At 70.0% G+C, this 20,626-nt stretch carries 15 protein-coding genes and 1 pseudogene; 7 read left to right on the top strand and 9 right to left on the bottom strand.

Translation table 11 applies throughout. The features are described 5' to 3' along the window. Positions 1-25 precede the first annotated feature (25 nt). Complete coding sequence (gene lysA / locus Q0C57_RS04620) at positions 26-1,291, top strand: diaminopimelate decarboxylase (RefSeq protein ID WP_296572749.1); 1,266 nt, start codon at positions 26-28, stop codon at positions 1,289-1,291. A gap of 83 nt (positions 1,292-1,374) precedes the next feature. After that, positions 1,375-2,046 carry a carbonic anhydrase gene (locus tag Q0C57_RS04615; protein WP_296572746.1) on the top strand — a complete coding sequence of 224 codons (672 nt, stop codon included), beginning with the start codon at positions 1,375-1,377 and terminating at the stop codon, positions 2,044-2,046. Position 2,047: 1 nt separating this feature from the next. Here the strand turns inward: Q0C57_RS04615 and Q0C57_RS04610 are convergent, their stop codons facing one another. Both Q0C57_RS04610 and Q0C57_RS04605 read right to left on the bottom strand, forming a co-directional pair. Then, on the bottom strand, positions 2,048-2,347 hold the full coding sequence (locus Q0C57_RS04610; RefSeq protein WP_296572743.1) for a YciI family protein: 300 nt from the start codon (positions 2,345-2,347) through the stop codon (positions 2,048-2,050). A gap of 82 nt (positions 2,348-2,429) precedes the next feature. Next, positions 2,430-3,467 carry an aspartate-semialdehyde dehydrogenase gene (locus Q0C57_RS04605; protein ID WP_296572740.1) on the bottom strand — a complete coding sequence of 346 codons (1,038 nt, stop codon included), beginning with the start codon at positions 3,465-3,467 and terminating at the stop codon, positions 2,430-2,432. 349 nt (positions 3,468-3,816) lie between these two features. Between Q0C57_RS04605 and Q0C57_RS04600 the strand changes: the two genes are divergently transcribed. After that, positions 3,817-5,400, top strand: a complete 1,584-nt coding sequence (locus Q0C57_RS04600) for a glucan biosynthesis protein (protein WP_296572738.1) — start codon at positions 3,817-3,819, stop codon at positions 5,398-5,400. Positions 5,401-5,412: 12 nt separating this feature from the next. On the opposite strand, the gene Q0C57_RS04595 is transcribed toward Q0C57_RS04600, so the two are convergent. Beyond that, entirely contained in the window at positions 5,413-6,102 is a 690-nt protein-coding gene (locus Q0C57_RS04595) for a hypothetical protein (RefSeq protein ID WP_296572735.1), read from the bottom strand. A gap of 113 nt (positions 6,103-6,215) precedes the next feature. On the opposite strand from Q0C57_RS04595, the gene Q0C57_RS04590 reads away from it, so the two are divergent. Then, positions 6,216-6,830: a TetR/AcrR family transcriptional regulator gene (locus Q0C57_RS04590; RefSeq protein WP_296572733.1), complete on the top strand. Its 615-nt coding sequence runs from the start codon at positions 6,216-6,218 to the stop codon at positions 6,828-6,830. Here the strand turns inward: Q0C57_RS04590 and pbpC are convergent, their stop codons facing one another. From pbpC to Q0C57_RS04565, 5 genes are all read right to left on the bottom strand, one after another. After that, on the bottom strand, positions 6,831-8,885 hold the full coding sequence (pbpC, locus tag Q0C57_RS04585) for a penicillin-binding protein 1C (protein WP_296572732.1): 2,055 nt from the start codon (positions 8,883-8,885) through the stop codon (positions 6,831-6,833). Positions 8,886-8,895: 10 nt separating this feature from the next. Beyond that, a complete protein-coding gene (locus tag Q0C57_RS04580) occupies positions 8,896-14,259 on the bottom strand; it encodes an alpha-2-macroglobulin (RefSeq protein WP_296572729.1) in 5,364 nt (1,787 codons plus the stop codon). A 220-nt stretch (positions 14,260-14,479) separates the two neighbouring features. Then, the gene (locus Q0C57_RS04575; protein WP_296572726.1) at positions 14,480-15,457 is read right to left on the bottom strand and encodes a transketolase C-terminal domain-containing protein; all 978 of its coding nucleotides are present in this window, start codon (positions 15,455-15,457) and stop codon (positions 14,480-14,482) included. Continuing rightward, complete coding sequence (locus Q0C57_RS04570) at positions 15,454-16,449, bottom strand: thiamine pyrophosphate-dependent dehydrogenase E1 component subunit alpha (RefSeq protein WP_296572723.1); 996 nt, start codon at positions 16,447-16,449, stop codon at positions 15,454-15,456. Before Q0C57_RS04570 ends, Q0C57_RS04575 begins: the two co-directional genes overlap by 4 nt. 36 nt (positions 16,450-16,485) lie before the next feature. Further along, on the bottom strand, positions 16,486-17,652 hold the full coding sequence (locus Q0C57_RS04565) for an acyl-CoA dehydrogenase family protein (protein ID WP_296572719.1): 1,167 nt from the start codon (positions 17,650-17,652) through the stop codon (positions 16,486-16,488). Between the two features lie 258 nt (positions 17,653-17,910). Between Q0C57_RS04565 and Q0C57_RS04560 the strand changes: the two genes are divergently transcribed. Continuing rightward, entirely contained in the window at positions 17,911-18,720 is an 810-nt protein-coding gene (locus Q0C57_RS04560; protein WP_296572716.1) for a hypothetical protein, read from the top strand. On the opposite strand, the gene Q0C57_RS04555 is transcribed toward Q0C57_RS04560, so the two are convergent. Further along, complete coding sequence (locus Q0C57_RS04555; RefSeq protein WP_296572713.1) at positions 18,721-19,812, bottom strand: ring-opening amidohydrolase; 1,092 nt, start codon at positions 19,810-19,812, stop codon at positions 18,721-18,723. It lies immediately after the preceding gene. Positions 19,813-19,965: 153 nt separating this feature from the next. On the opposite strand from Q0C57_RS04555, the gene rpmB reads away from it, so the two are divergent. Then, positions 19,966-20,256 (top strand): 50S ribosomal protein L28, encoded by a 291-nt coding sequence (rpmB, locus tag Q0C57_RS04550; protein ID WP_106749993.1) that lies wholly within the window; start codon positions 19,966-19,968, stop codon positions 20,254-20,256. A 157-nt stretch (positions 20,257-20,413) separates the two neighbouring features. Then, positions 20,414-20,626 (top strand): annotated as a pseudogene (locus Q0C57_RS04545) (hypothetical protein); the annotation flags it as partial.

Below are 20,626 nucleotides of genomic sequence, written 5' to 3'. Positions count from 1 at the left end.
GACACCGAAGCCGAACATCCCCGCCATGCATCATTTCGCCTATCGTGACGGCCGCCTTCACGCCGAGGACGTGCCGCTGGACACCATCGCGGCCGAGGTCGGCACGCCCTTCTACTGCTATTCCACGGCGACGCTGGAGCGGCACTATCGCGTCTTCTCGGAGGCCTTTGCCGGGCTCGATTTCCTCGTCTGTTACGCGATGAAGGCCAATTCCAACCAGGCCGTCATCAAGACCCTGGCGCGGCTCGGCGCCGGCATGGACGTGGTCTCCGGCGGCGAGCTGAAGCGGGCGCTGGCGGCCGGGGTGCCCGGGGACCGGATCATGTTCTCCGGTGTCGGCAAGACCGAGGCCGAACATGCCGCGGCCCTTGAGGCCGGCGTCTTCTGCATCAATGTCGAGAGCGAGCCGGAGGTCGCCCAGCTCTCCCGCGTCGCCACGGCGCTCGGACGCACGGCGCATGTCTCCTTCCGCGTCAATCCCGACGTCGACGCCCGGACCCACGCCAAGATCTCCACGGGCAAGAAGGGCGACAAGTTCGGCATTCCGATCTCCACCGCCCGCGAGGCCTATGCCCGCGCCGCCAAGCTCCCCGGCATCCACATCGCCGGCGTCGACATGCATATCGGCTCGCAGATCACCGACCTGCAGCCTTTCGACGACGCCTATGCCCTGCTGGCGGAATTCGTCGGGACGCTCAGGGCCGACGGCCACGCCATCGACCATGTCGATGTCGGCGGAGGCCTCGGCATCCCCTACCGCGACGACAATGCCCCGCCGCCCGATCCCATCCGCTATGCCGAGGTGGTGAAACGCCACACGGCAAGCCTCGGCGCCAGGGTCATCATGGAACCCGGCCGCATGATGGTCGGCAATGCCGGCATTCTCGTCACCCGCGTCATCTATGTGAAGGAGACGGAGGGGCACACCTTCGTCATCGTCGACGGCGCCATGAACGACCTCATCCGCCCGACCCTCTATGACGCCCACCACGAGATCCGGCCGGTGCGCGAACCCGCTCCCGGCGCGCCGAAGCCGAAAGTGGACGTGGTCGGTCCCATCTGCGAGAGCGGCGACTATCTCGCCCTCGGCCGCAAGCTTCCCGCGGTCGGGCCCGGCGACCTGCTCGCGGTGATGACGGCCGGCGCCTATGGCGCAGTCCAGGCCGGCACGTACAACACGCGGCCCCTGTCGCCGGAAGTGCTGGTACGCGGCGCCGACTATGCGGTGGTGCGGCCGAGATTCGACGTCGAGGCCATCATTGCCATGGATCGCCTGCCCGACTGGCTGTAGGTGCTGCACTGCCAAAAGCGGGATTGACCTCAAGGCCCAGAGGGTCTTGATGCGCGGGCTTCACCCCGTGCAGGAGCCCCACCATGCTGCCGCAACGCCTGGTCGACGGCTACGCCGCCTTTCTGGATGGACGGTTTCCCGAAGTCTCGGAGCGTTATCGCGTCCTCGCCGAGAGCGGCCAGAGCCCGAAGACCATGGTCGTCTCCTGCTGCGACAGCCGCGTCTCGCCGGAAGTGATCTTCGACGTCGGCCCGGGCGAGCTCTTCATCGTGCGCAACGTCGCCAATCTCGTGCCGCCCTATGCGCCGGACGAGAATTATCACGGCACCTCGGCGGCCCTCGAATTCGCCGTCCAGGCCCTGCGCGTCACCGACATCGTCGTGCTCGGCCATGCCCAGTGCGGCGGGATCCGCGCTGCCGTCGCCGAGGATGCCGAGCCGCTCTCGCCGGGCGATTTCATCGGCCGCTGGATGGGCCTCGTCGCCCCGGCCATCGACAAGGTCGGGCCGCGCGGCGCGCGGAGGATGGAGGACTATCTGCGCCTGCTCGAATTCGCTTCCGTCGCCAGCACCCTCAACAACCTGCGCACCTTCCCCTGCGTGCGCATCCTCGAGCAGCGTGGCAAGCTGAAGCTGCACGGCGCCTTCTTCGGCGTCGCCACCGGCGTGCTGAGCTGGCTTGACGAGGCCACCGGCCTGTTCCAGCCGGTGATGGACCGTCCTGGCCGGATCTTCGCTTGCAGCGCGGTGGGGTGAGCTACAGCCTCACCTCGCCATAACAGGGTGCCTTGCCCCACACCGCGAGCCGGTAGCCCTTGCGCAGGCCGTGCGTGAAATAGGGGTCGGCTTCGACGAGGCCCACAGCCTCCTCGCGGCTCTCCACCTCCAGGACCCAGAGCCCGCCCTCCCACCAGGCGCCCGGCTCGGATCGCAGGCCACCGCCGATCAGGATGCGGTCGGCGTGAGCGGCAAGGTAGTCGAAATGTGCCTGGCCATGGTCCTTCCGGACCCAGGCGGCATCGGGATTGTCGTCGAACAGAGCGATCCAGCGGGCCATGACGGCTCCCCAAAAGACGAACGGCGGGCCGTCAGGGCCCGCCGTCGCTACCAATGGGTTCAAGCGAAGGAAAGGGCGGCGGTCAGGCCGCCGCTTTCGCCCGGGGCTGGATCAGCTTGCGGTTGACCAGCACCTCGGCGATCTGCACCGCGTTCAGCGCCGCGCCCTTGCGCAGGTTGTCGGAGACGCACCAGAAGGCGAGGCCGTTCTCCACGGTCGCGTCCTCGCGGATGCGCGAGATGTAGGTCGCGTCCTCGCCGGCGGCATCGAGCGGCGTCGCATAGCCGGCATTCTCCTGCTTGTCGATGACAAGGATGCCCGGCGCCGCCCGCAGGATCTCGCGGGCCTCATCCGCCGTGATCGGCTGCTCGCACTCGATGTTGACGGCCTCCGAATGGCCGATGAACACCGGCACGCGCACGCAGGTCGCGGTGAGCCGGATCTTCGGGTCGAGGATCTTCTTGGTCTCGACCGTCATCTTCCACTCTTCCTTCGTCGAGCCGTCCTCCATGAAGACGTCGATGTGCGGAATGACGTTGAAGGCGATGCGGGCCGGGAACTTCTTGGTCTCCGGGTCCTTCATCGAATAGAGCGCCTTGGTCTGGCGATCGAGTTCGTCCATGCCGTCCTTGCCAGCGCCGGAGACCGACTGGTAGGTCGAGACCACCACCCGCTTGATGCCGAAACGGTCGTGCAGCGGCTTCAGCGCCACGACAAGCTGGGCGGTCGAACAGTTCGGATTGGCGATGATGTTGCGCTTGGCGAAGCCGGTGATGGCATCGGCATTGACCTCCGGCACGATCAGCGGCACATCCGACTCATAGCGCCAGGCCGAGGAATTATCGATCACGACGCAGCCGGCGGCGGCGATCCTGGGCGACCACTCCTTCGACACCGCGCCGCCCGCGGACATCAGGCAGATGTCGGTGTCGGAAAAGTCGTAATTCTCCAGTGCCTTGACCTTCAGCGTTTTGGTGCCGAAGGAGACCTCCTGGCCGAGGGAGCGGCGCGAGGCCAGCGGCACGACCTCCGAGACGGGGAACCCGCGCTCCTCGAGGATGGAGAGCATTTCGCGGCCCACATTGCCCGTGGCGCCGGCGATCGCGACCTTGTAACCCATGATTCTGGCCTCTTTGGCTTGCAACTCTCCCCCGGGATCGGGGCCCGTCACCGGGTCCCGTGGCGCCCATCTCCCCGTCGGGGGAGCACCCGGTTGCGAGGACGAAGCGTCAGCCTGCCGTGCCGCCTGTGGCGGCCGGCTTGGTTTTCGTCGTCGTTTTGGTGCGACCGAAAGCCATGGCGCGGAGAGGTGTCCTCGGCGAAAGTGCCGTGAGGGCAGCGAAAAACACCAGGTGCGGCGAAATGTCAATCGCGCTATGGCGGACAGGCTGGCAATGGCACGACGGCGCCCAAGATTCGCCGGGAATGCCGTGCCATGAGGGACGCCCCACCGCCTGCCCGAGAGCCCGATGATCCACACCCTGTCCCGCCGGAACCTCCTGACCATCGCTGCGGCAGCGGGCCTCGCCCCTGCCCTGCCCGGTGGGGCGACCGCCGCCACCGCCCTGCGCTTCGGGACGGCGAAGCCATTTTCCTACGACGTCCTGAAACAGATGGCTCTGGCCGCTGCCGGCAAGCCCTATGTTCCGCCGTCCCGCCCGAACCCGCAGGTCGTCAGCCGCATCGACTACGACAATCACGGCAAGCTGCGCTTCGACAAGGACGTGGCGCTGTTCGCCGAGGGGCCGGGCGCCTATCCCGTCACCTTCCAGCATGTCGGTCAGTTCTTCCCGAAGACGGTCCACATGCACGTTGTCGAAGGCCAGACGGCGCGCGAGATCGTCTACGATCCGCGCTATTTCACCATTCTGCCCGACCACCCCGCCGCCGCCTTGCCGCCCGAACCCTCGGCCTTCGCCGGCCTGTGGCTGCAGGAGGCGAAGTCCGGCCCGTGGAAGACGCAGGAGCCCTGGGCCACCTGGCTCGGCGCCTCCTATTTCCGCGGCGTCGGCGAACTCGGCCAGGTCGGCCTGTCGGCGCGCGGCCTCGCCCTTTCCCCTGGCCAGGCGCCCGGCCCGGAGGAATTCCCCGATTTCGTGGGATTCTGGGTCGCCCCGGCGGCGAGCGAAGCCGATCCCGTCACGCTCTATGCGCTGATGGATTCGCCCTCGCTGACCGGCGCCTACCGCTTCCTATGCCGGCGCACCAGCGGGGTCGTCATGGACATCGAGGCGACGCTGCATTTCCGCCGCACCGTCACCCATGTCGGCATCGCGCCGCTGACCTCCATGTACTGGTATTCGGAAACCGTCAGCTCGCGCACCATCGACTGGCGTCCGGAAGTCCACGATTCCGACGGTCTCGCCATCTGGACCGGCCAGGGCGAGCGCATCTGGCGGCCGCTCAACAACCCGCCGCGGACCATGACCTCGAGCTTCGTCGACCGGACGCCGCGCGGCTTCGGCCTGCTGCAGCGCGACCGCGAGTTCCTGCACTATCTCGACGGCGTCAAATACGAGAAGCGCCCCTCGGCCTGGGTCGAGCCGCAGGGCGACTGGGGGCGTGGCGCGGTGCAGCTCGTCGAGCTCAACACTGACGACGAGATCCACGACAATATCGTCGCCATGTGGGTGCCGGAGGCCCCCGCCGAACCGGGCCGGCCGCTCGAATTCCGCTACCGGCTGCACTGGCTCGCCGACGAGCCCTATCCGACGCCGCTCGCCCGGGTCGTCGCCACGCGCCTCGGCCGGGGCGGCCAGCCGGGCCAGCCCCGGCCGCAGGGCGTGCGCAAGTTCCTCGTCGAGTTCAAGGGCGGGCCGCTGGTCAACCTGCCCAAGGGCACCATCCCAAAACCGGTTCTCTGGACCTCGCGCGGCACCTTCGGGGACTATCAATATACCGAAGCGGTGCCCAACGACGTGCCGGGCCACTGGCGCACCCAGTTCGACCTCAGGGTCGAAGGCAATGAACCCGTTGAGATGCGTTGCTATCTCCGGGTCGGCGACCAGGTCGCTTCCGAGAGCTGGCTTTACCAGTACCATCCCGGCGCCTGAACGGCGCCGGCCTCAGGCCACGCGGCTTGGCATCATCGCCCGGTTGCGGATGCTGACGAGGACCTCGGCGGCGCTCGGGCTCCGCCGCTGGCCGGGGGCTCCGGCGAAGACGCCAGGCAAGGGGGCTGCGGCGGACCGCGCCGTCGCCGGACGGGTGGAGAGGCGCTGCATCTGGCTGCGCCTGAGACAGGCAAGCGTCGCCTCGGCCTCGGCGAGCAGCAACCCCTCGTCCCCGGGTCGGCCGGTCGTCCTTTCACGCAGGGCCCGCACCGCCTGTTCCGCCATGACGATCCGCCGGCCACGCTCGCAGCGCGCCAGCCTGATTTCGGCATCGGCGATCTTCTGCTTCTGCCGCTCGATCTCAGCCGCCAGCACCTTCAGGCACTGGGTGCCGACGATGCAATCCGTCGAGATCACCGCGATATCCGCCGCAGCCTCTTCCGCCATGTCGGCGAAACCGGCGCGGACCGCCGCGACGGCGCGGCCGTCGAGCGTCGCCATGCGGCTCGCGAGGTTGCGCAGCCGGTGCGCCTCCGAGCGCTCGGAGGCCACTGCGGCGGCCAGTTCCCGACGCGCCAGGGCGAGATCACGGGTCGCGACCCGCGCCTGATGGTCGATCAGCGCCAGCGCGTTACGGTCGTCGACGCAGCCGGCGCCGACGCGAAACTGGCCATGCATGACCCTGAACATCGACTTGAACATGGGCGACCCCCTCGCTATGAACGTTGTTCATGAACGATTTCTAGCAAGGCCGTGAACGTCGTTCAAGCCATTTTTTGAACGCCGTTCAAATTTTCTCGGAAGGCGGTATCTGCATGACAACGGACCTGCCGGCCAAGCGCGCCAGGCTGCGCGACGATCTGATCCTGGCGGCCGAGACAGCCATCGCCAAGGGCGGGCTCTCCGCCCTGAAGGCGCGCACGCTCGCGGAGACGGCGGGCTGCGCCGTCGGGGCGATCTACAACGTCTTCCCGGACCTCGATGCACTGATCTTTGCGGTCAATGCCCGCACGCTGGAGAAGCTGGACGCGGTCCTGGCCGCCACCGTCAGGCCCGACACCGATCCCGAGACCGCCATGCGCCGCCTCGCCCTCGCCTATCACGGCTTCTCGCGCGCCGAACGACGGCGCTGGACGGCCGTCTTCGCCCATCAGATTCCGGACGGATCCTCGCCGCCGGACTGGTATCTCGGCGTTGTCGGCAAGCTCTTCCGCCACATCGAGGGCCCGCTGGCCACACTGCTGCCCGATGCCACGCCGGAGGTGCGCGGCGGCCTCGCCCGCACCCTGTTCTCGGCCACCCACGGCATCGTTTCGCTGGGGCTTGAGGAGAAGCTCGGCCCGGCCCCGGACGAGGTCATCGCCCAGGCACTGGTGGTGATGACACGCGGCTGGGTTCTCGGGCTCCCGGGCGCAGTTTCGCCGCGCTGACTATTCGACCCTGACCGTCACCGAAGCGCTGCGACCCTCGCCATCCACCACCGAGAGGGTGGTGAAGCCGGGCCCGTCGGGCAGGACATTGGCCTGCCGCTGCGCCCCGAACCGGGCCGCGGGTCGCCCGTCCACCAGCACGGTGAAGGGCGGCCGCCCACCTGTCGTGCGCACCACCAACTGCTCCATCTCGCCCCGCGCCGCGCCCAGATCGACGCGCACGCCATCCGGCGGGAAGGCGATCTTCAGGTCGCGCGTGTCGCCCGCCGCCTCGCGCGCCGGGCCGAAGCGGCGCAGCGGCGCCGGCAATTGCGGATGGGTGAGCGCCGGCGCGGCCACCGGCCGGGCCGGCATCGCTGCCGGAGACCCGAGGCGGGCGAAGGCATCGAAAAGGATCGGCGCCGCGGCGGTGCGGCCGGTAATGCCCGGCACCGAGGATCCGTCGGGCCGGCCAACCCAGACGGCGACCGTACGGCGGCCGTCGAAACCGACGGCCCAGGCGTCGCGAAAGCCGTAGGACGTGCCGGTCTTGTAGGCGAGGCGGCCGGTCAGGGCGGCATCGGGGGCCGGCGCCTCGGTGAGGATGTCACCGACATGCCAGGCCGCGGCCTCGTCGGTGAGCGGCCGTCCCGCCGACTGCGGCGCGCCCAGCCGCTCGACGAAGTCCGCCATCTCACCGCCGCGGGCAAGACCGGCATAGAGAGCCGCGAGATCGGCGAGTCGCAGGCCGACCCCGCCGAGCCCGACAGCCAGTCCCGGCACCTCGCCGCGTGGCAGGACGGGGCGGATGCCCGCCTGCTGGAGGCGGGAAAAGAAGCGCTGCGGCCCGACGGCCTCCAGCAGCGCCACCGCCGGCACGTTGAGCGACATCTGCAGCGCGAGGCGCGTCGGCACCGTGCCCTGATAGCCACGGTCGAAATTGGCCGGCGCATAGGTGCCGAAGCGCGATGGGCGATCCTCGATCAGCGTCTCGGGGTGGGCGAGACCGGCCTCATAGGCCATGGCGTAGATGAAAGGTTTCAGCGTCGATCCCGGCGAGCGCACCGCGCGGGTCATGTCGACCGCCCCCTGCCGCTCATGGTCGAGCGGATCGGCCGCGCCGATGCGGGCGATGACATCGCCGCTACGGTGATCGACGGCGATGAGCGCGCCGGACAGCCGCGTGCCGAGCGCCCGCACCCGCTCGCGCAATAGCGCCTCCAGGGCCTCCTGTGCCGTACGGTCATAGGCCATCCGGTGCACGCGCTCGCCCGGTCTGGCGGCGGTCGCCTCGCCGCTCGCATGCCAGGCGAAGGTCGGCATCTGGCGGCGGGCAAGGGGAACCCGTTCGGCTTTGCCTGAGGCGGCCTGTTCCGGCTTGAGAACGCCCGCCGCGAGCATGCGGTCGAGCACGCGGTCGCGGGCGCGGCGGGCGGCCTCGGGATGGCGATCGGGACGCCGCGCTTCGGGCGATTGCGGGATGGCGACCAGCAATGCCGCCTCACCCGGGGACAGGCGGCGCGGTTCCTTGCCGAAATAGGCGAGCGAGGCGGCGCGGATGCCCTCGACATTGCCGCCATAGGGCGCCAGCGACAGATAGAGATCGATGACCCGTGCCTTGCCGAGATCGCGCTCCAGCCTGACGGCCCGGGCCATCTCGCGCAACTTGACGGCGATGGAGCGGCCGCCCTCGCGCTTGTCGATGAGGCGGGCGACCTGCATGGACAGCGTCGAACCCCCGGAGACGATGCGCCCGCTCGTCGCCCACTGTCCCGCCGCCCGCAGCAGCGCCAGCGGGTCGACGCCGGGATGCCGGGCGAAGCGGCGGTCCTCGTAGGCGGTCAGCATGCGCAGGAACAGCGGGTCGACATCGGCGGCGGCGCCGGGAAAGCGCCACATGTCGTCATCGGTCTGGAACGGCCTGAGAAGCCGCCCGTTCCGGTCCACCACCTCGCGGGAGAACGGCGTCTCGCTGCCGTCGGGCCCCGCACCGGCGCGGTGCAGCGCGACGCCGGAGCCGATCCCGGCGAGCGCCAGCCCGCCGGCTGCCAGCGCCGCCATCCGCGCCTTGCGCATGGGCCCGCTCCTACCGGGCGCCGGCCGTCACCTCGGTCTGGCCGACCGCGGTGCGCGCCGCCCGCTCGGGCCGGTACATGTCCTCGATGGTGGCCGGGGGCACGAGATAGCGTCCGGGCGTCACGGCGCGGATCATATAGGCCACCTGCCAGGTGCCATTGGACCCGCTGGTGCGGCTGTAGGCAGCCAGGAAGCGGTCATCGCGGAAGGCCTTGTAGTCGGGCTGGACCGCTTCCGCCGGCAGCCACTTCAGCGCGGAGGTCTCAGCCGAGGCGATGAGGCTGGGATTGTCGATCTCGAAACCGGCCGGCAGCCGGTCCACGAGCATGATCTGGCCGAGCTGCGGACTGGCCTCCGTCACCTGCAGCACCACGACGAGGCGGGTGCCCTGGGCGACGCGGCTGATGTCCGCAGGCTGGCCGGTCAGCGTCATGTAACGCCGTTGCAGGGTAAAGCCATTGGCCGCGGCGGGTTCAGGCGTCGCCGGCGTGCCGGTGACCGCGACGACCGCGCGCACCGTCTCCGGGCCGGTATTGCGCAGGGCGAGGCCCGCACCGAGTTCATCGGACCGGATGGTCCGCGCCAGCGCCCCCTCATGCGGGCTGCCGCCGACATCCAGGCGGATGCGCTTGGCGTCCTCGATCAGCGCCTGGGCGGCGAGCACGAGCCAGACCTTCTCCTGGGTCGACAGGTATCGGGTGCGCCCGCGCAGGTCCTCGACGACGCGCTGGGCGTCGGCGACGATGCGGCGGGTGACGCGTGCCTCAACTCCGAGCGCCATCAGCGCGGCGGCGTCACGCAGCCGCGAGCCATAGTCGAAGCGGCCCATGTCGACCTGGCCGCGGGCGGTGAGCAGAGTCACCGCCGAGGCCATGACCCGCTCGGCCCGGCCCATATCGCCCATCAGGGCGAGCGCCGCGCCGAGCTGGCCGCGGGCCACGGGGGTGGCGATCTCGTTCAGCTGGGTATCGGCGAGCCAGCGCAGTTCGGACAGCGAGCCGCGACCGTTGCGCGCCAGCACATAATGGGCATAGGCGAGGTCCATGCCCTTGTTGTCGCCGACGCCGTTGGTCGAGACGACCAGCGTTCGCAGCCGCTCGATGGCCAGGTTGAAGGCCGCCGTCGGCACGCCATAGCCGCGCTCCTTCGCCCGCGACAGGAAGTCCGTCACATAGGCGTCGATCCAGGCGTCCTCGTTGGATCCGGCATTCCATAAGCCGAACGAGCCCGAGCCCGAGGAGCGAGACAGGATGCGCTCGATCGAATCGGCGACGCGCTCGCGCACCGGCGTCTCGAGGCCGAGGCCGCCCTCGGCCGCCGCGAGGACGTCGAGGTAAAGCAGCGGCAGCGCCCGCGAGGTGATCTGCTCGGTGCAGCCGAAGGGATAGCGGTCCAGCGCCAGGATCAGGCCGGGCACGTCCATTGCCGTGGAAGGACCGACCGAGACGGAGACCCGGGCAGAACCGGGCAGGAAGTCACCGAGAAGGTCGTTCGTCACTGTTACCGACTGGCCCGGTTCCATGGTGAGGACCGTGCGGCGGGCGATGTCCGGCAGGGCCGGCCTGACGCCGAGCGCATAGCGCGAGGTGACGTCCAGGCCGTCGGGACCGGTGAGCTGCACGGACAGATGCCCGACCCCGAGGCCGGAGGCCGACAGGGGCAGCGATACCGAGCCGCGGCCGCCGGCGGCGCCGAGCTGCACCGTCGCCTGCGTCTGCGTCAGCCGCAGCGGGCCCTCCGGCCTGACGGTGACGCGATAGGCGCCGGGGGGGCCCTCGGCATTGACGAAGTCGAGCCGCGCCGTGGCGCTGTCGGCATGGCCGAGCACCCGCGGCAGAGTGGCGGTCACCACGACGGGATCGCGGGCGATGACGTCGCGCGAGGCCGAACCGTGCTTCTTCGTCGTCCAGGCCATGGCCATCAGGCGCACGGTGCCGTTGAAGTCGGGGATGTCGAAGACGGCTTCCGCGGTGCCATCGGCTCCGACCGTCAGGATGCCGGAGAACAGCGACAGCGGCTGCTGCGCCGGCGGCGCGCCGGAGAAGCGGTTCGTCGGCCCGTCGCCGCCGGAACGGATGGAGCCGCGCACCGCCGACATGCCGTCGATCAGCAGACCGTAGAGGTCGCGCACCTCGGCCGACAGGCGACGCTGGCCGAGATAGTGCTCGTCCGGCTTCGGCGGCTGGTAGTTGGTGATGGTGAGGATGCCCAGATCGACGGCGGCCACGGTCACATGGGCCTGTTCGCCGGGCGACAGGCCATCGACCTTGACGGGCACCCGCAACGCCGTGCGCGGTGCCATCTTCTCCGGCGCGGTGAGGGTCACGGAGAGGCGGCGCTCGGCCGTGTCGATGCCGAACCAGGCCAGGCCGATGGCGCGGCCGGGCATGCGTGAGGCCGCGGCATCGAGAGGCCGGCGCATGAACACGGTCGCATAGGCACCGGCACCCCAGTCGCTGCCGACCGGGATCTGGATGGTCGAGCGGCCCTGCGGCACGTCCACCGTACGCTCGGCCAAAAGACGGTCGCCCATCACCGCCACCGTCGCAGAGCCGGCGAAGCGCGCATTGATCGCCACGGTCAGCGTCTCGCCGGAGCGATAGGAGGGTTTGTCGAGGCTCATCTCCAGGACATCCGGCGTATCGGCGGTCCCGCCGGCGCCGTAGCCGGATTCGAAGATGACCGTGGTCATCGGTCCGGCGACGTCGCCACCGGCCGTCACCTCAAGGCGATATCGGCCCCAGGGCACCGGCGCGCCGATGCGCGGCGCGGCGCCCGAGGCGGAAGCCTGCACCTCGCCATCGGCGATGCGCCGTGTCGAGACGATGGCCTGGCTCGCCCAGCCGGAGGTGCCCCGTGTCCAGATCCAGCGCGTCTCCAGACGCAGCAATTGCCAGGTCAGCGGCCCGGGGCGCCGCGTGCGCCCGTCCGGCGCCACGGCAATGAGCTCGAAGGACGCGGTCTCATTCTCCGAGACGCGGTCGCCCTCGAACAGCGGCTTGACGCCGATGAGCGGCGTCCCCGGCAGAACCGGTACCGTCGCGGTGCGCTCGACGGCGCGGCCGCCGGGCTCGGCGACGCGGACCTGCAGGCGGGCCGAGAGCGGCCGGGTCGTGTCCTCCATGCGCGGCAGGCGGGCGGCAATCGTCGCTTTGCCGGCATCGTCGGTGGTGATGCCCTCGGGCAGGGGCTCGCGGTCGCGCTTCACCTCCTCGTCGCCGAGGCCGAAGCGGAAACCGGGGAAATCGGGCAGGCTCGGGGTCGTCTCCATGACGACCTCGCCCTCGACGGCAAGGCCGGCGCCGGGCATGCCGAAGAGGTAGCGGGCATCGACGGTGGCTGCGAAGGGCTCGTCGCGGGTCAGGCGCGGCGCTGTCGGGGCGAGGTCAAAGGCGATCCGGTCGGGCACGAAGTCCTCGACCATGAAGCGCACCTCCCCGGCCGTGGGGCTGCGCGGATCGGTGACCGCCCTGACCCGCCAGGTCCCGGTCGGCGCCGAGGAGACGATCGGGATCGGCACGGCGCGCGCGCCGGCGCCCTGGTCCTGCGTGACGACGCGGCGATATTCGACCCCGTCCGGGCGTTCAACGATCAGCGTCAGCGGCAGGTTCGGCACCGCGTCGCCCTTGGCGTCGCGGAGCAGCGCGGTGAGATAGACCGTCTCGCCGGGCCGGTAGATGCCGCGTTCCGGCACGAGGAAGGCATCGAGCGGTCCGGTCACCTCGCGTCCCGCGACGCCCCGGTCGGAGAGATCGAAGGCCGGCTGCCGCAGGTTGAGGAAGGAATAGTCGCCCTGAACCGTCGAAGCGACGATGAGGGACGGCGCCAGCGAACCCTCGCCGCGGGTAAGGCCCGCCGCAAAGCGCGCGCGGCCGGAGCCATCGGTCCGCGCCGTGCCCAGCACCTCGTTGTTGCGGGCGATGAGACGCACCTCCACATCGGCCAGGGGCTTTGCCGAGTTCAGCGAATGGACATAGCCGTGGACGCCGTCGACGCCGGACAGGGCCGTGAGTCCGAGATCGGAGACGATGAACCACTGGGCGACGCGACCGTCGCCGCCATAATCATCGTCGGCACGGCGTTGGGCATTGGTCGGCTTGGCGGTGACGACATAGACGCCGGGCTCCAGCGTCCGCACCGCCTCGTCCACCGGCAGGGCGGTGGTCACATCGGCATTGAGCCGGTTTTCCGTCTCCAGCTGCCCCTTCCAGACGGAAATGCCGCGCTCGGCAATGAGCTGCTGCATCTCGTAGCTTTCCAGCGGCTTGGGGAAGTCCTCCTGGATTGTCTGGGCGATGGAGCGGTCACCCATGCGGATGATCTCCACATCCACCGACTGCAGGTTGACGGTGACGACCGGCAGGCCGCGCTGGCCGGTGCGCGGCAGCACGTAGGACCGGCCGGAGAAGCGCACCGCGGGCGTGCGGTCGCGGACATAGACGGTGACGTCGACATTGCGCGTCAGGCTCTCGCTCGGGATCGCCGAGGGCAGGCCCTCGCGCAACTGGAACGTGTAGCGCTCACCGTGCCTCAGGCCGTCGACGCAGATCTGCCGGTCCTCGACCGTGATCGGCGGGGCGTTGACGCCGGTCTGGCGGATATAGGGGGCGAAATCGGTGCGGCCGGCGCGCAGGTTCTCGCTGAAGACGAAACAGGCGCGCGGGCGCGTCGCGTCGGAATCCACCTTGGTCTCGCGGAAGCGGAAACCGTGCTGGTCGCGCAGCCGGTTATAGGCCTCGCGCGCCTCCGGCGTGTCGCGGGTCTCGACCACGGCGCGGGCAATGTCGATGGCCGGGCGCCATTGCTGGCGCGCCACCATGATCTGCCGGATATGGGCAAGGGCGAAGGCCTCCTCGTTGCGGTTGGCAGCGCGCCGATAGGCCATATAGGCGGAGGCGAGAATGTCGGTTTGCAACTGCTGGCGCTCGCGCCAGTCATTGGTGCGGACGCCGGCAAGGGCCTGCGAAAACCGCACCCAGGGCGCCGAATCCATGCCAGAGCGCAGCGCGATCGTCTCCCAGTGGCGGGCCGCGTTGCGGAAATCACCACGGGTCGAGGCGGCATCGGCATCACGGCGCACCTCGGGAATGGGACGGGTATCGCCCGCCTGTCTGTTGGCGACGGTGGTCTCGAAGCGGCGGGCCTGTTCTGCGAGATCGTCGCGCTGGAAGACGCGCAGCGGCGGCAGCTCTTGCACCGGGGCCCGCTGCGGCTGGGCGGATTCGGGGCGCGGCTGGGGACGTGGCGGCACCTGCGCGAGATCGATCCGTTCGGGCGCAGCAGTCTGCGCCCTGACGCTCTGCGGGCCGGCCAGCCCGACAAGAACCATGACGACAAACGGCCCCGCGGCCGCCACAAGACCCGGGATGCGCATGGCGAACGTCCTCGTTGCGGTCCGACGCCCCATCGTCCGCGGACCCGGACTGTCCCACCCGCTTGCGACCGGAACAATAAGGGCTGATACGTAATTCCCCTAAGCGGAAGGTGGACGGAGGCTGACGGCCCCGGCCGGGCGGAGCGCTTCGCGGTACCCTTCCCCCACCCTCTCCGCGCACAGCGGGGAGGGTACGGGTGGGGTCCTGAAGCGCCGCGCCCTATCCCATCGCCGCCTTCGCCGCCGCGACGATCTTGGCCGGCGTCACTTTGACGGCATCCTCGAGGGGTGGCGAGAAGGGGATGGGAATGCGCGGCGCGCCGAGCCGGCGGGCCGCCTTGACCCGGGCCGGTCCCAGCGTCTCGAGCACGGTCGCGACCACTTCGGCACCGAAACCGGCCACCGAGACGGCCTCCTGCACCACCAGCAGCCGGCCGGTCCTGGCGACAGAGGCGCAGACGGCCTCCTGGTCCCAGGGCCAGAGCGTCCTGAGGTCGATGACATCGGCGGCGATGCCATCCGCCGCCAGCGTCGCCGCCGCCTGTTCAACCGCCGGCATGATGGCCGACCACGAGACGATGGTAAGGTCGCGGCCCTCGCGGGCGAGGCGCGCCTTGCCGAAGGGGATCGGTTCGATCACCGAGGCCACGTCACCTGTCGCCGGAAAGAGGTTCTTCGGGTCGAAGAACAGCACCGGGTCGTCGGAGCGGATGGCATTGACCAGCAGCCCCGCCGCATCCGCCGGCGTCGACGGCGTCACGACGATGACGCCCGGCAGATGGACGAACCAGGATTCCAGCATCTGGCTGTGCTGGGCGGCCGAGTTGCGCCAGATGCCGTGGGGCATCCGCACGACCACGGAGGGCCGCGCCTGACCGCCGAACATGTAGCGGATCTTGGCGATCTGGTTCACCAGTTCGTCCATGGCGCACATGACGAAGTCGAAGATGCGCATCTCGATGATCGGCCGCGTGCCGACCAGCGCCGCGCCGAGGCCGGCGCCCATGATCGTCGATTCCGAGATCGGCGTGGAGACGACGCGCTCGGCCCCGAATTCGGGCAGGAAGTCCCTGTACTGACCGTAGAGGCCGCCACGGGCGACATCCTCGCCCATGACCCAGACGGTGGGGTCGCGGCGCATCTCCTGCAGGGCGGCGAGGCGCACCGCCTCGACCAGGGTGACCTGATGCATGCTCATGCCGAAACTCCCGAAAAACGGACCGCGCCGACATCCTGCACGTCCTCGTAGGCGATGGCCTCGTCGGGCCAGGGGGCGGCCTTGGCATCGTTGACGGCGGCCTCCATCTCCTCGAAGACGGCAAGGCGCAGCGCATCGAGATCGGCGGTGGCAACGCCCCGGTCGGCGAGGAGGAGGCCGAGCCGGTCGATCGGATCGCGGGCCTTCGCCGCCGCGACATCGGCCGGATCCCGCCAGGCCGCGGCATCGGTCGAGGTGTGGCCGGTGATGCGGAAGGTCTTGGCATGGAGCAGCCGCGGCCCCTTGCCGCCGCGCACCTCGGCCACCAGCCGGCCAGCCGCCTCGTCCACCGCCAGGGCATCATTGCCGTCGACGGTGACGCCGGGCACGCCGAGAGAGGCCGCGCGGGCGATGACACCGGGGCCGGCGGTCACGGTGTCGGTGGCAGTGAAGGCGGAGACGCCGTTATCCTCGCAGATGAAGAGCACCGGCAGATTGTAGAGCGCCGCCCAGTTGAGGCCCTCGAGGAAGGGACCGCGATTGATGGCACCGTCGCCGAAGAAGCAGACCGCGATGGCGCTGGAGCGCAACATCTTCAGGCCCTGGGCCGCGCCGACAGCGATGGGAATGCCGCCGGAGACGACCCCGTTCGCCCCGAGCATGCCGACGGAGAAGTCGGCAATATGCATGGAGCCGCCCTTGCCGCGGCAATGGCCGCCCTCGCGGCCGAAGAGTTCGCGCATCATGCCCTGCACGCCGGCGCCCTTGGCGAGGGCATGGCCGTGGCCGCGATGGTTCGAGGTGATGCGATCCTCGGTGGTCAGGTTGAGGCAGACGCCGGCCGCGACGCCCTCCTGCCCGATCGACACATGCAGCGGCCCCGGCACAACACCCTCCTTGTGGGCGTTCAGGGCGGCGGTCTCGAAGGCGCGGATGCGGCTCATGGTCCGGTAGAGGTCCATCAGCCGCCGGATATTGTGGGTGGGTTCCATCTTGTCGTCGTTCCCCGCTGTCGGTCTGGTCTTGGTTCAGTAGGATTTCGGCAGGCCGAGGACCTTCTCGGCGATGTAGGAGAGGATGAGTTGCGCCGAGACGGGCGCGAGGCGCGGGATCCAGGCCTCGCGCAGATAGCGCTCGACATGGAACGCGCGGGCATAGCCCATGCCGCCGAGCGTCATCACCGCCGTCTCGCAGGCCCGGTAGCCGGCCTCCGCCGCCAGGTATTTGGCGGCATTGGCATAGGGCCCGCAGGGTTCGCCGCGGTCATAGAGGCTGGCGGCTTTCAGCATCATCAGCTCGGCCGCCTCCAGTTCCATCCAGCGCTCGGCGAGCGGATGCTGGATCGCCTGGTTCCGGCCGATCGGACGGTCGAAGACGATGCGCTCGCCGGCATAGGCGCAGGCGCGCCGCAGCGCCGCGCGCCCCAGCCCGACGGCTTCCGCCGCGATGAGGATGCGCTCGGGATTGAGCCCGTGCAGGATGATCTCGAAACCCTTGCCTTCTTCGCCGATCAGATCGTCGGCCGGCACCGGCAGGCGGTCGAAGAAGACCTGGTTGGAATCGACGGCCTTGCGACCCATCTTGGCGATCTCGCGCACCTCGACATGGGCGCGGTCCAGCCTGGTGTAGAACAGCGACAGACCCTCGGTGCGCTTCTCCACCTCGGCGAGCGGCGTGGTGCGGGCCAGCAGCAGGATCTTGTCGGCGACCTGCGCCGACGAGGTCCAGATCTTCTGGCCGGTGACCATGTAGACGTCGCCTTGGCGCTCGGCCCGCGTCGTGATCTTCAGCGTGTCGAGGCCCGCATCGGGCTCGGTGACCCCGAAACAGGCCTTCTCCCGGCCGGCGATCAGCGGGGTGAGCATCCGCGCCTTCTGGGCCTGCGTCCCCTTCACCACGACAGGATGGAGCCCGAAGATGTTGAGGTGAATGGCCGAGGCGCCCGACATGCCGGCCCCGGAGGCGGCGATCGCCTCCATCATGAGGGCGGCTTCGGTGATGCCGAGACCGGCGCCGCCGAAGGCCGCGGGCATGGCGATGCCGAGGAACCCGGCCTCGGCGAAGGCGGCATGGAAGTCGTGGGGAAAGCCGCCCGCGATGTCGCGGTCCAGCCAGTAGGCGTCGGGAAAGCGCGCGCACAGGCGCTCCACCGCCGCTCGCAGGGCCTGCTGGTCCGCGGTCAGGGAAAAGTCCATCCGCCGGTCAGCGGTGCGGACGGCGCTGCGCGCGCCCGGCCGGAGCCGTCATGTCGTCATCCTCCCGGTCGCCGGTCTGCGCCGGCCTTGCGCCCGTCTGGCGGGTCGTTGCCCGCGAGTGTGGGGACGAGGCCGGACCTGTCAAGGCGAGGGCCGGCATGACTGGCCTCCGACGAACGGCTTGGCTCGGCCGATTGCCGCCCGCCACCGGGACTGGAACAGTCGCCGTTCTCGCGACAGCCGAACCGGATGACGTCCATGCCGCCGCCCCTCGTTCTCGACAGCGTCACCCATCTCCCCGCCGAGGCGCGCGGGCGCATCGCCGTCTGCGCCTCGCATGGCGCGGTCTATGCCGCCTGGTACGGGGCGAAGAAAGGGGTTTCCGCCCTCATCCTCAACGATGCCGGCATCGGCCGGGAACAGGCGGGCATTTCCGGCCTTGCCTGGCTCGATGGCCTCGGCGTGCCCGGCGCGACGGTCGCCCACAGCTCAGCGCGGATCGGCTGGGGCGCCGACATGCCCGCACGCGGGGTCCTGTCCTTCGTCAACGCTGCCGCGGCGAGCCTCGGCCTGCGGCGCGGCATGACCTGCGCCGAGGGGCTCGATCGGCTGGCACGCGCCGCGCTTGCGCCGTCGCCTAGCCCTGCCGCGCTCGACGAGGCGCGCCACGAGATCACCGAGGCGGGGGGCAAGGGCATCCGCGTCTTCGTGCTCGATTCCAACGGCCTCGTGGGCAGCGAGGATGCCGGCCACATTGTTGTCACCGCCTCCCATGGCGGCCTGCTCGCCGGCAGGCCGGAGACAGCGGTGAAGTCCGCCGTCAGGGCGGCCGTCTATGTCGACGCCGACCGCGGCCTCGACGATGCCGGCATCTCACGCCTGCCCGCGCTGGAGGCCCGCGGCATCGCCGGCGCCATGGTCTCCATCTTCTCCGCCCGGATCGGCGACGGCCTCTCGGTGTGGAACGACGGCTATGTCAGCGCCGTCAACGGCATTGCCGAACGGCGCGGCGGCGCCATCGGCCAGTCGACGAAGGATTTCGTCGCCGCCATGGTCGCCGCCGCCTGATCAGCCCCGCGCGGCGATGACGGCCACCGGCCCGCCCCCGGGGGGACCCTGGTGCTCCGCACCGCCGGAAACATAGAGGTCCGTCCGCCCGACCAGGCCGGCGAGCGCCCCGGCCACGAAGGCCCGCGCGTGACGGGTGGAGGAAATGTCTGAATCGTCCAGCATGGTGTGACGCACCCCGCGGACGGCCCCGTCGGGCGCGGCCTCCGCCTTGGCGAGCAGCGCCACGAGCCGGTCGCGGGCCACAGGTCCGAGCTGGCCGGCCGCGCCGAGGCCGAGCCGGCCGAGCGCCGCCCTTACCGGCTCGACATCGATGGCATCGGCCATCACCGCATGGTCGATGGCCAGCGGCCCGGACCAGGCAGCTGACATGCCAAGCACGACGATCTCGTGGCCGAGAAGCTCCACCCCCGCCGAGGCGCTGGCGCGCCCGGAATGAAGGGCGAGGTCCCGCCCGATCGCCGCATCGGCAAGCGCCTCGGCCGGGATTTCCCCCAGCGCCACCGCCACCCCGAGCGAGGAGGCGCCGCGCGACAGGCCCATCGACTTCAGCGTGTCGCGGACGGCGACGGTGGCGCCCCGCGCCTCCGCCTCGCCGATGCGCTGGGCCGTGAGCAGCGGGCATTTCACCTGGACGAAATGGACATCGCGGGGATCGTCGAGACCGGCCTGCCGCATGGCCGCGCGCACCCCGGCCGCCACCTGCTCGACCTGGCCCATCCGGCCAAGATGCCCGGCCGGCAGCGCCGGCGTGTGGACCCGGCCGATGGCCAGGGCCGGGCCGGGGGCCCCCTCGCCTTCCACCCGCTCGAAGACCGTCCAGTGCGGCGCCATCGCGCCTTCCGTGCCGCCCGACATCACATAGCAGACGGAAGCGGCGCGCTCGGCCCCGACATGGCGGGCGAGGGCCAGGGTCAGCGACTGGGTGGCAAAGCCGCGGGTGAAGTCGTTGACGCAGCCATTGCCCTCGGTCTTGCCGAAGATCGCGAGAATCCCGGCGGGGTCGAGCCGGCCGGCGCTGATTGCCGCCTCGAGGCCCGAGACGTCGTCGGGCGCTTGCGCGATGATGCGGTGGACACGGGCGATGGGCATGCGGCAGGATCCTTCTTGAGGCGGGGGACGTCGGCAGTGCCGGTTTTGCTTGACAGGCCCGGGTCCTGTCACTATGCCGTCGCGTCTCCGAACAGGACCATTTTGTCCAGCGGCCGGCCGACGCCGTCGCACTTTACCTTTGGGATCCGACAGATGTCGCGTCGTTGTGAACTCACCGGCAAGGGTGTTCAGGTTGGCCACCGGGTCAGCCATTCGAACATCAAGACGAAGCACCGCTTCTTGCCGAACCTGCAGAATATCTCTTTCGCCTCCGACCTGCTCGGTCAGACGGTGTCGCTGCGCGTGTCGACCCACGCCCTGCGCTCGGTCGACCACAATGGTGGACTGGATGCCTTCCTGCAGAAGGCCAATGCCGAGGACCTGTCGCCGAAGGCGCGGCAGCTGAAGTCGGCCATTGCCAAGAAGCGCGCCGAAGCCGCCTGATCGCGGTTCTGTCCGAGACCTGTGTAAACCGGCGAGGCGAAACCATCGCCGGTTTTCGCATTGCCGCTGCGGCATTGTCTCGCGGCGACACGGTTCCCATATGCTGCTAACGTTCTAGCAGCGGCGGCGTAAACGCCGCGCCATTCGTGGGGAAACCATGTCGACCAAGACCCTTTTCAGGTCCAAGAAGCTCATTCGCGCCTTCGCCGTCGCCGGCGTCGCCATCATGCTCGGCGGTGTCGTGGCCGAAGCGGCACCCCGCAGTGGCGGCAGCCGCGGCGCGCGCACCGCTGCGCCGCCGCCAACCACCAACACCGCGCCGACCACCGCCGCCCCCCTGCAGCGCACGACCGCGCCGACCCCGGCGCCC

The organism is Phreatobacter sp. (genome assembly GCF_022843985.1).
Classification (GTDB): domain Bacteria; phylum Pseudomonadota; class Alphaproteobacteria; order Rhizobiales; family Phreatobacteraceae; genus Phreatobacter.
Note: the sequence above shows the minus strand (reverse complement) of the source record. Positions and strands in the feature narration are given on the sequence as shown.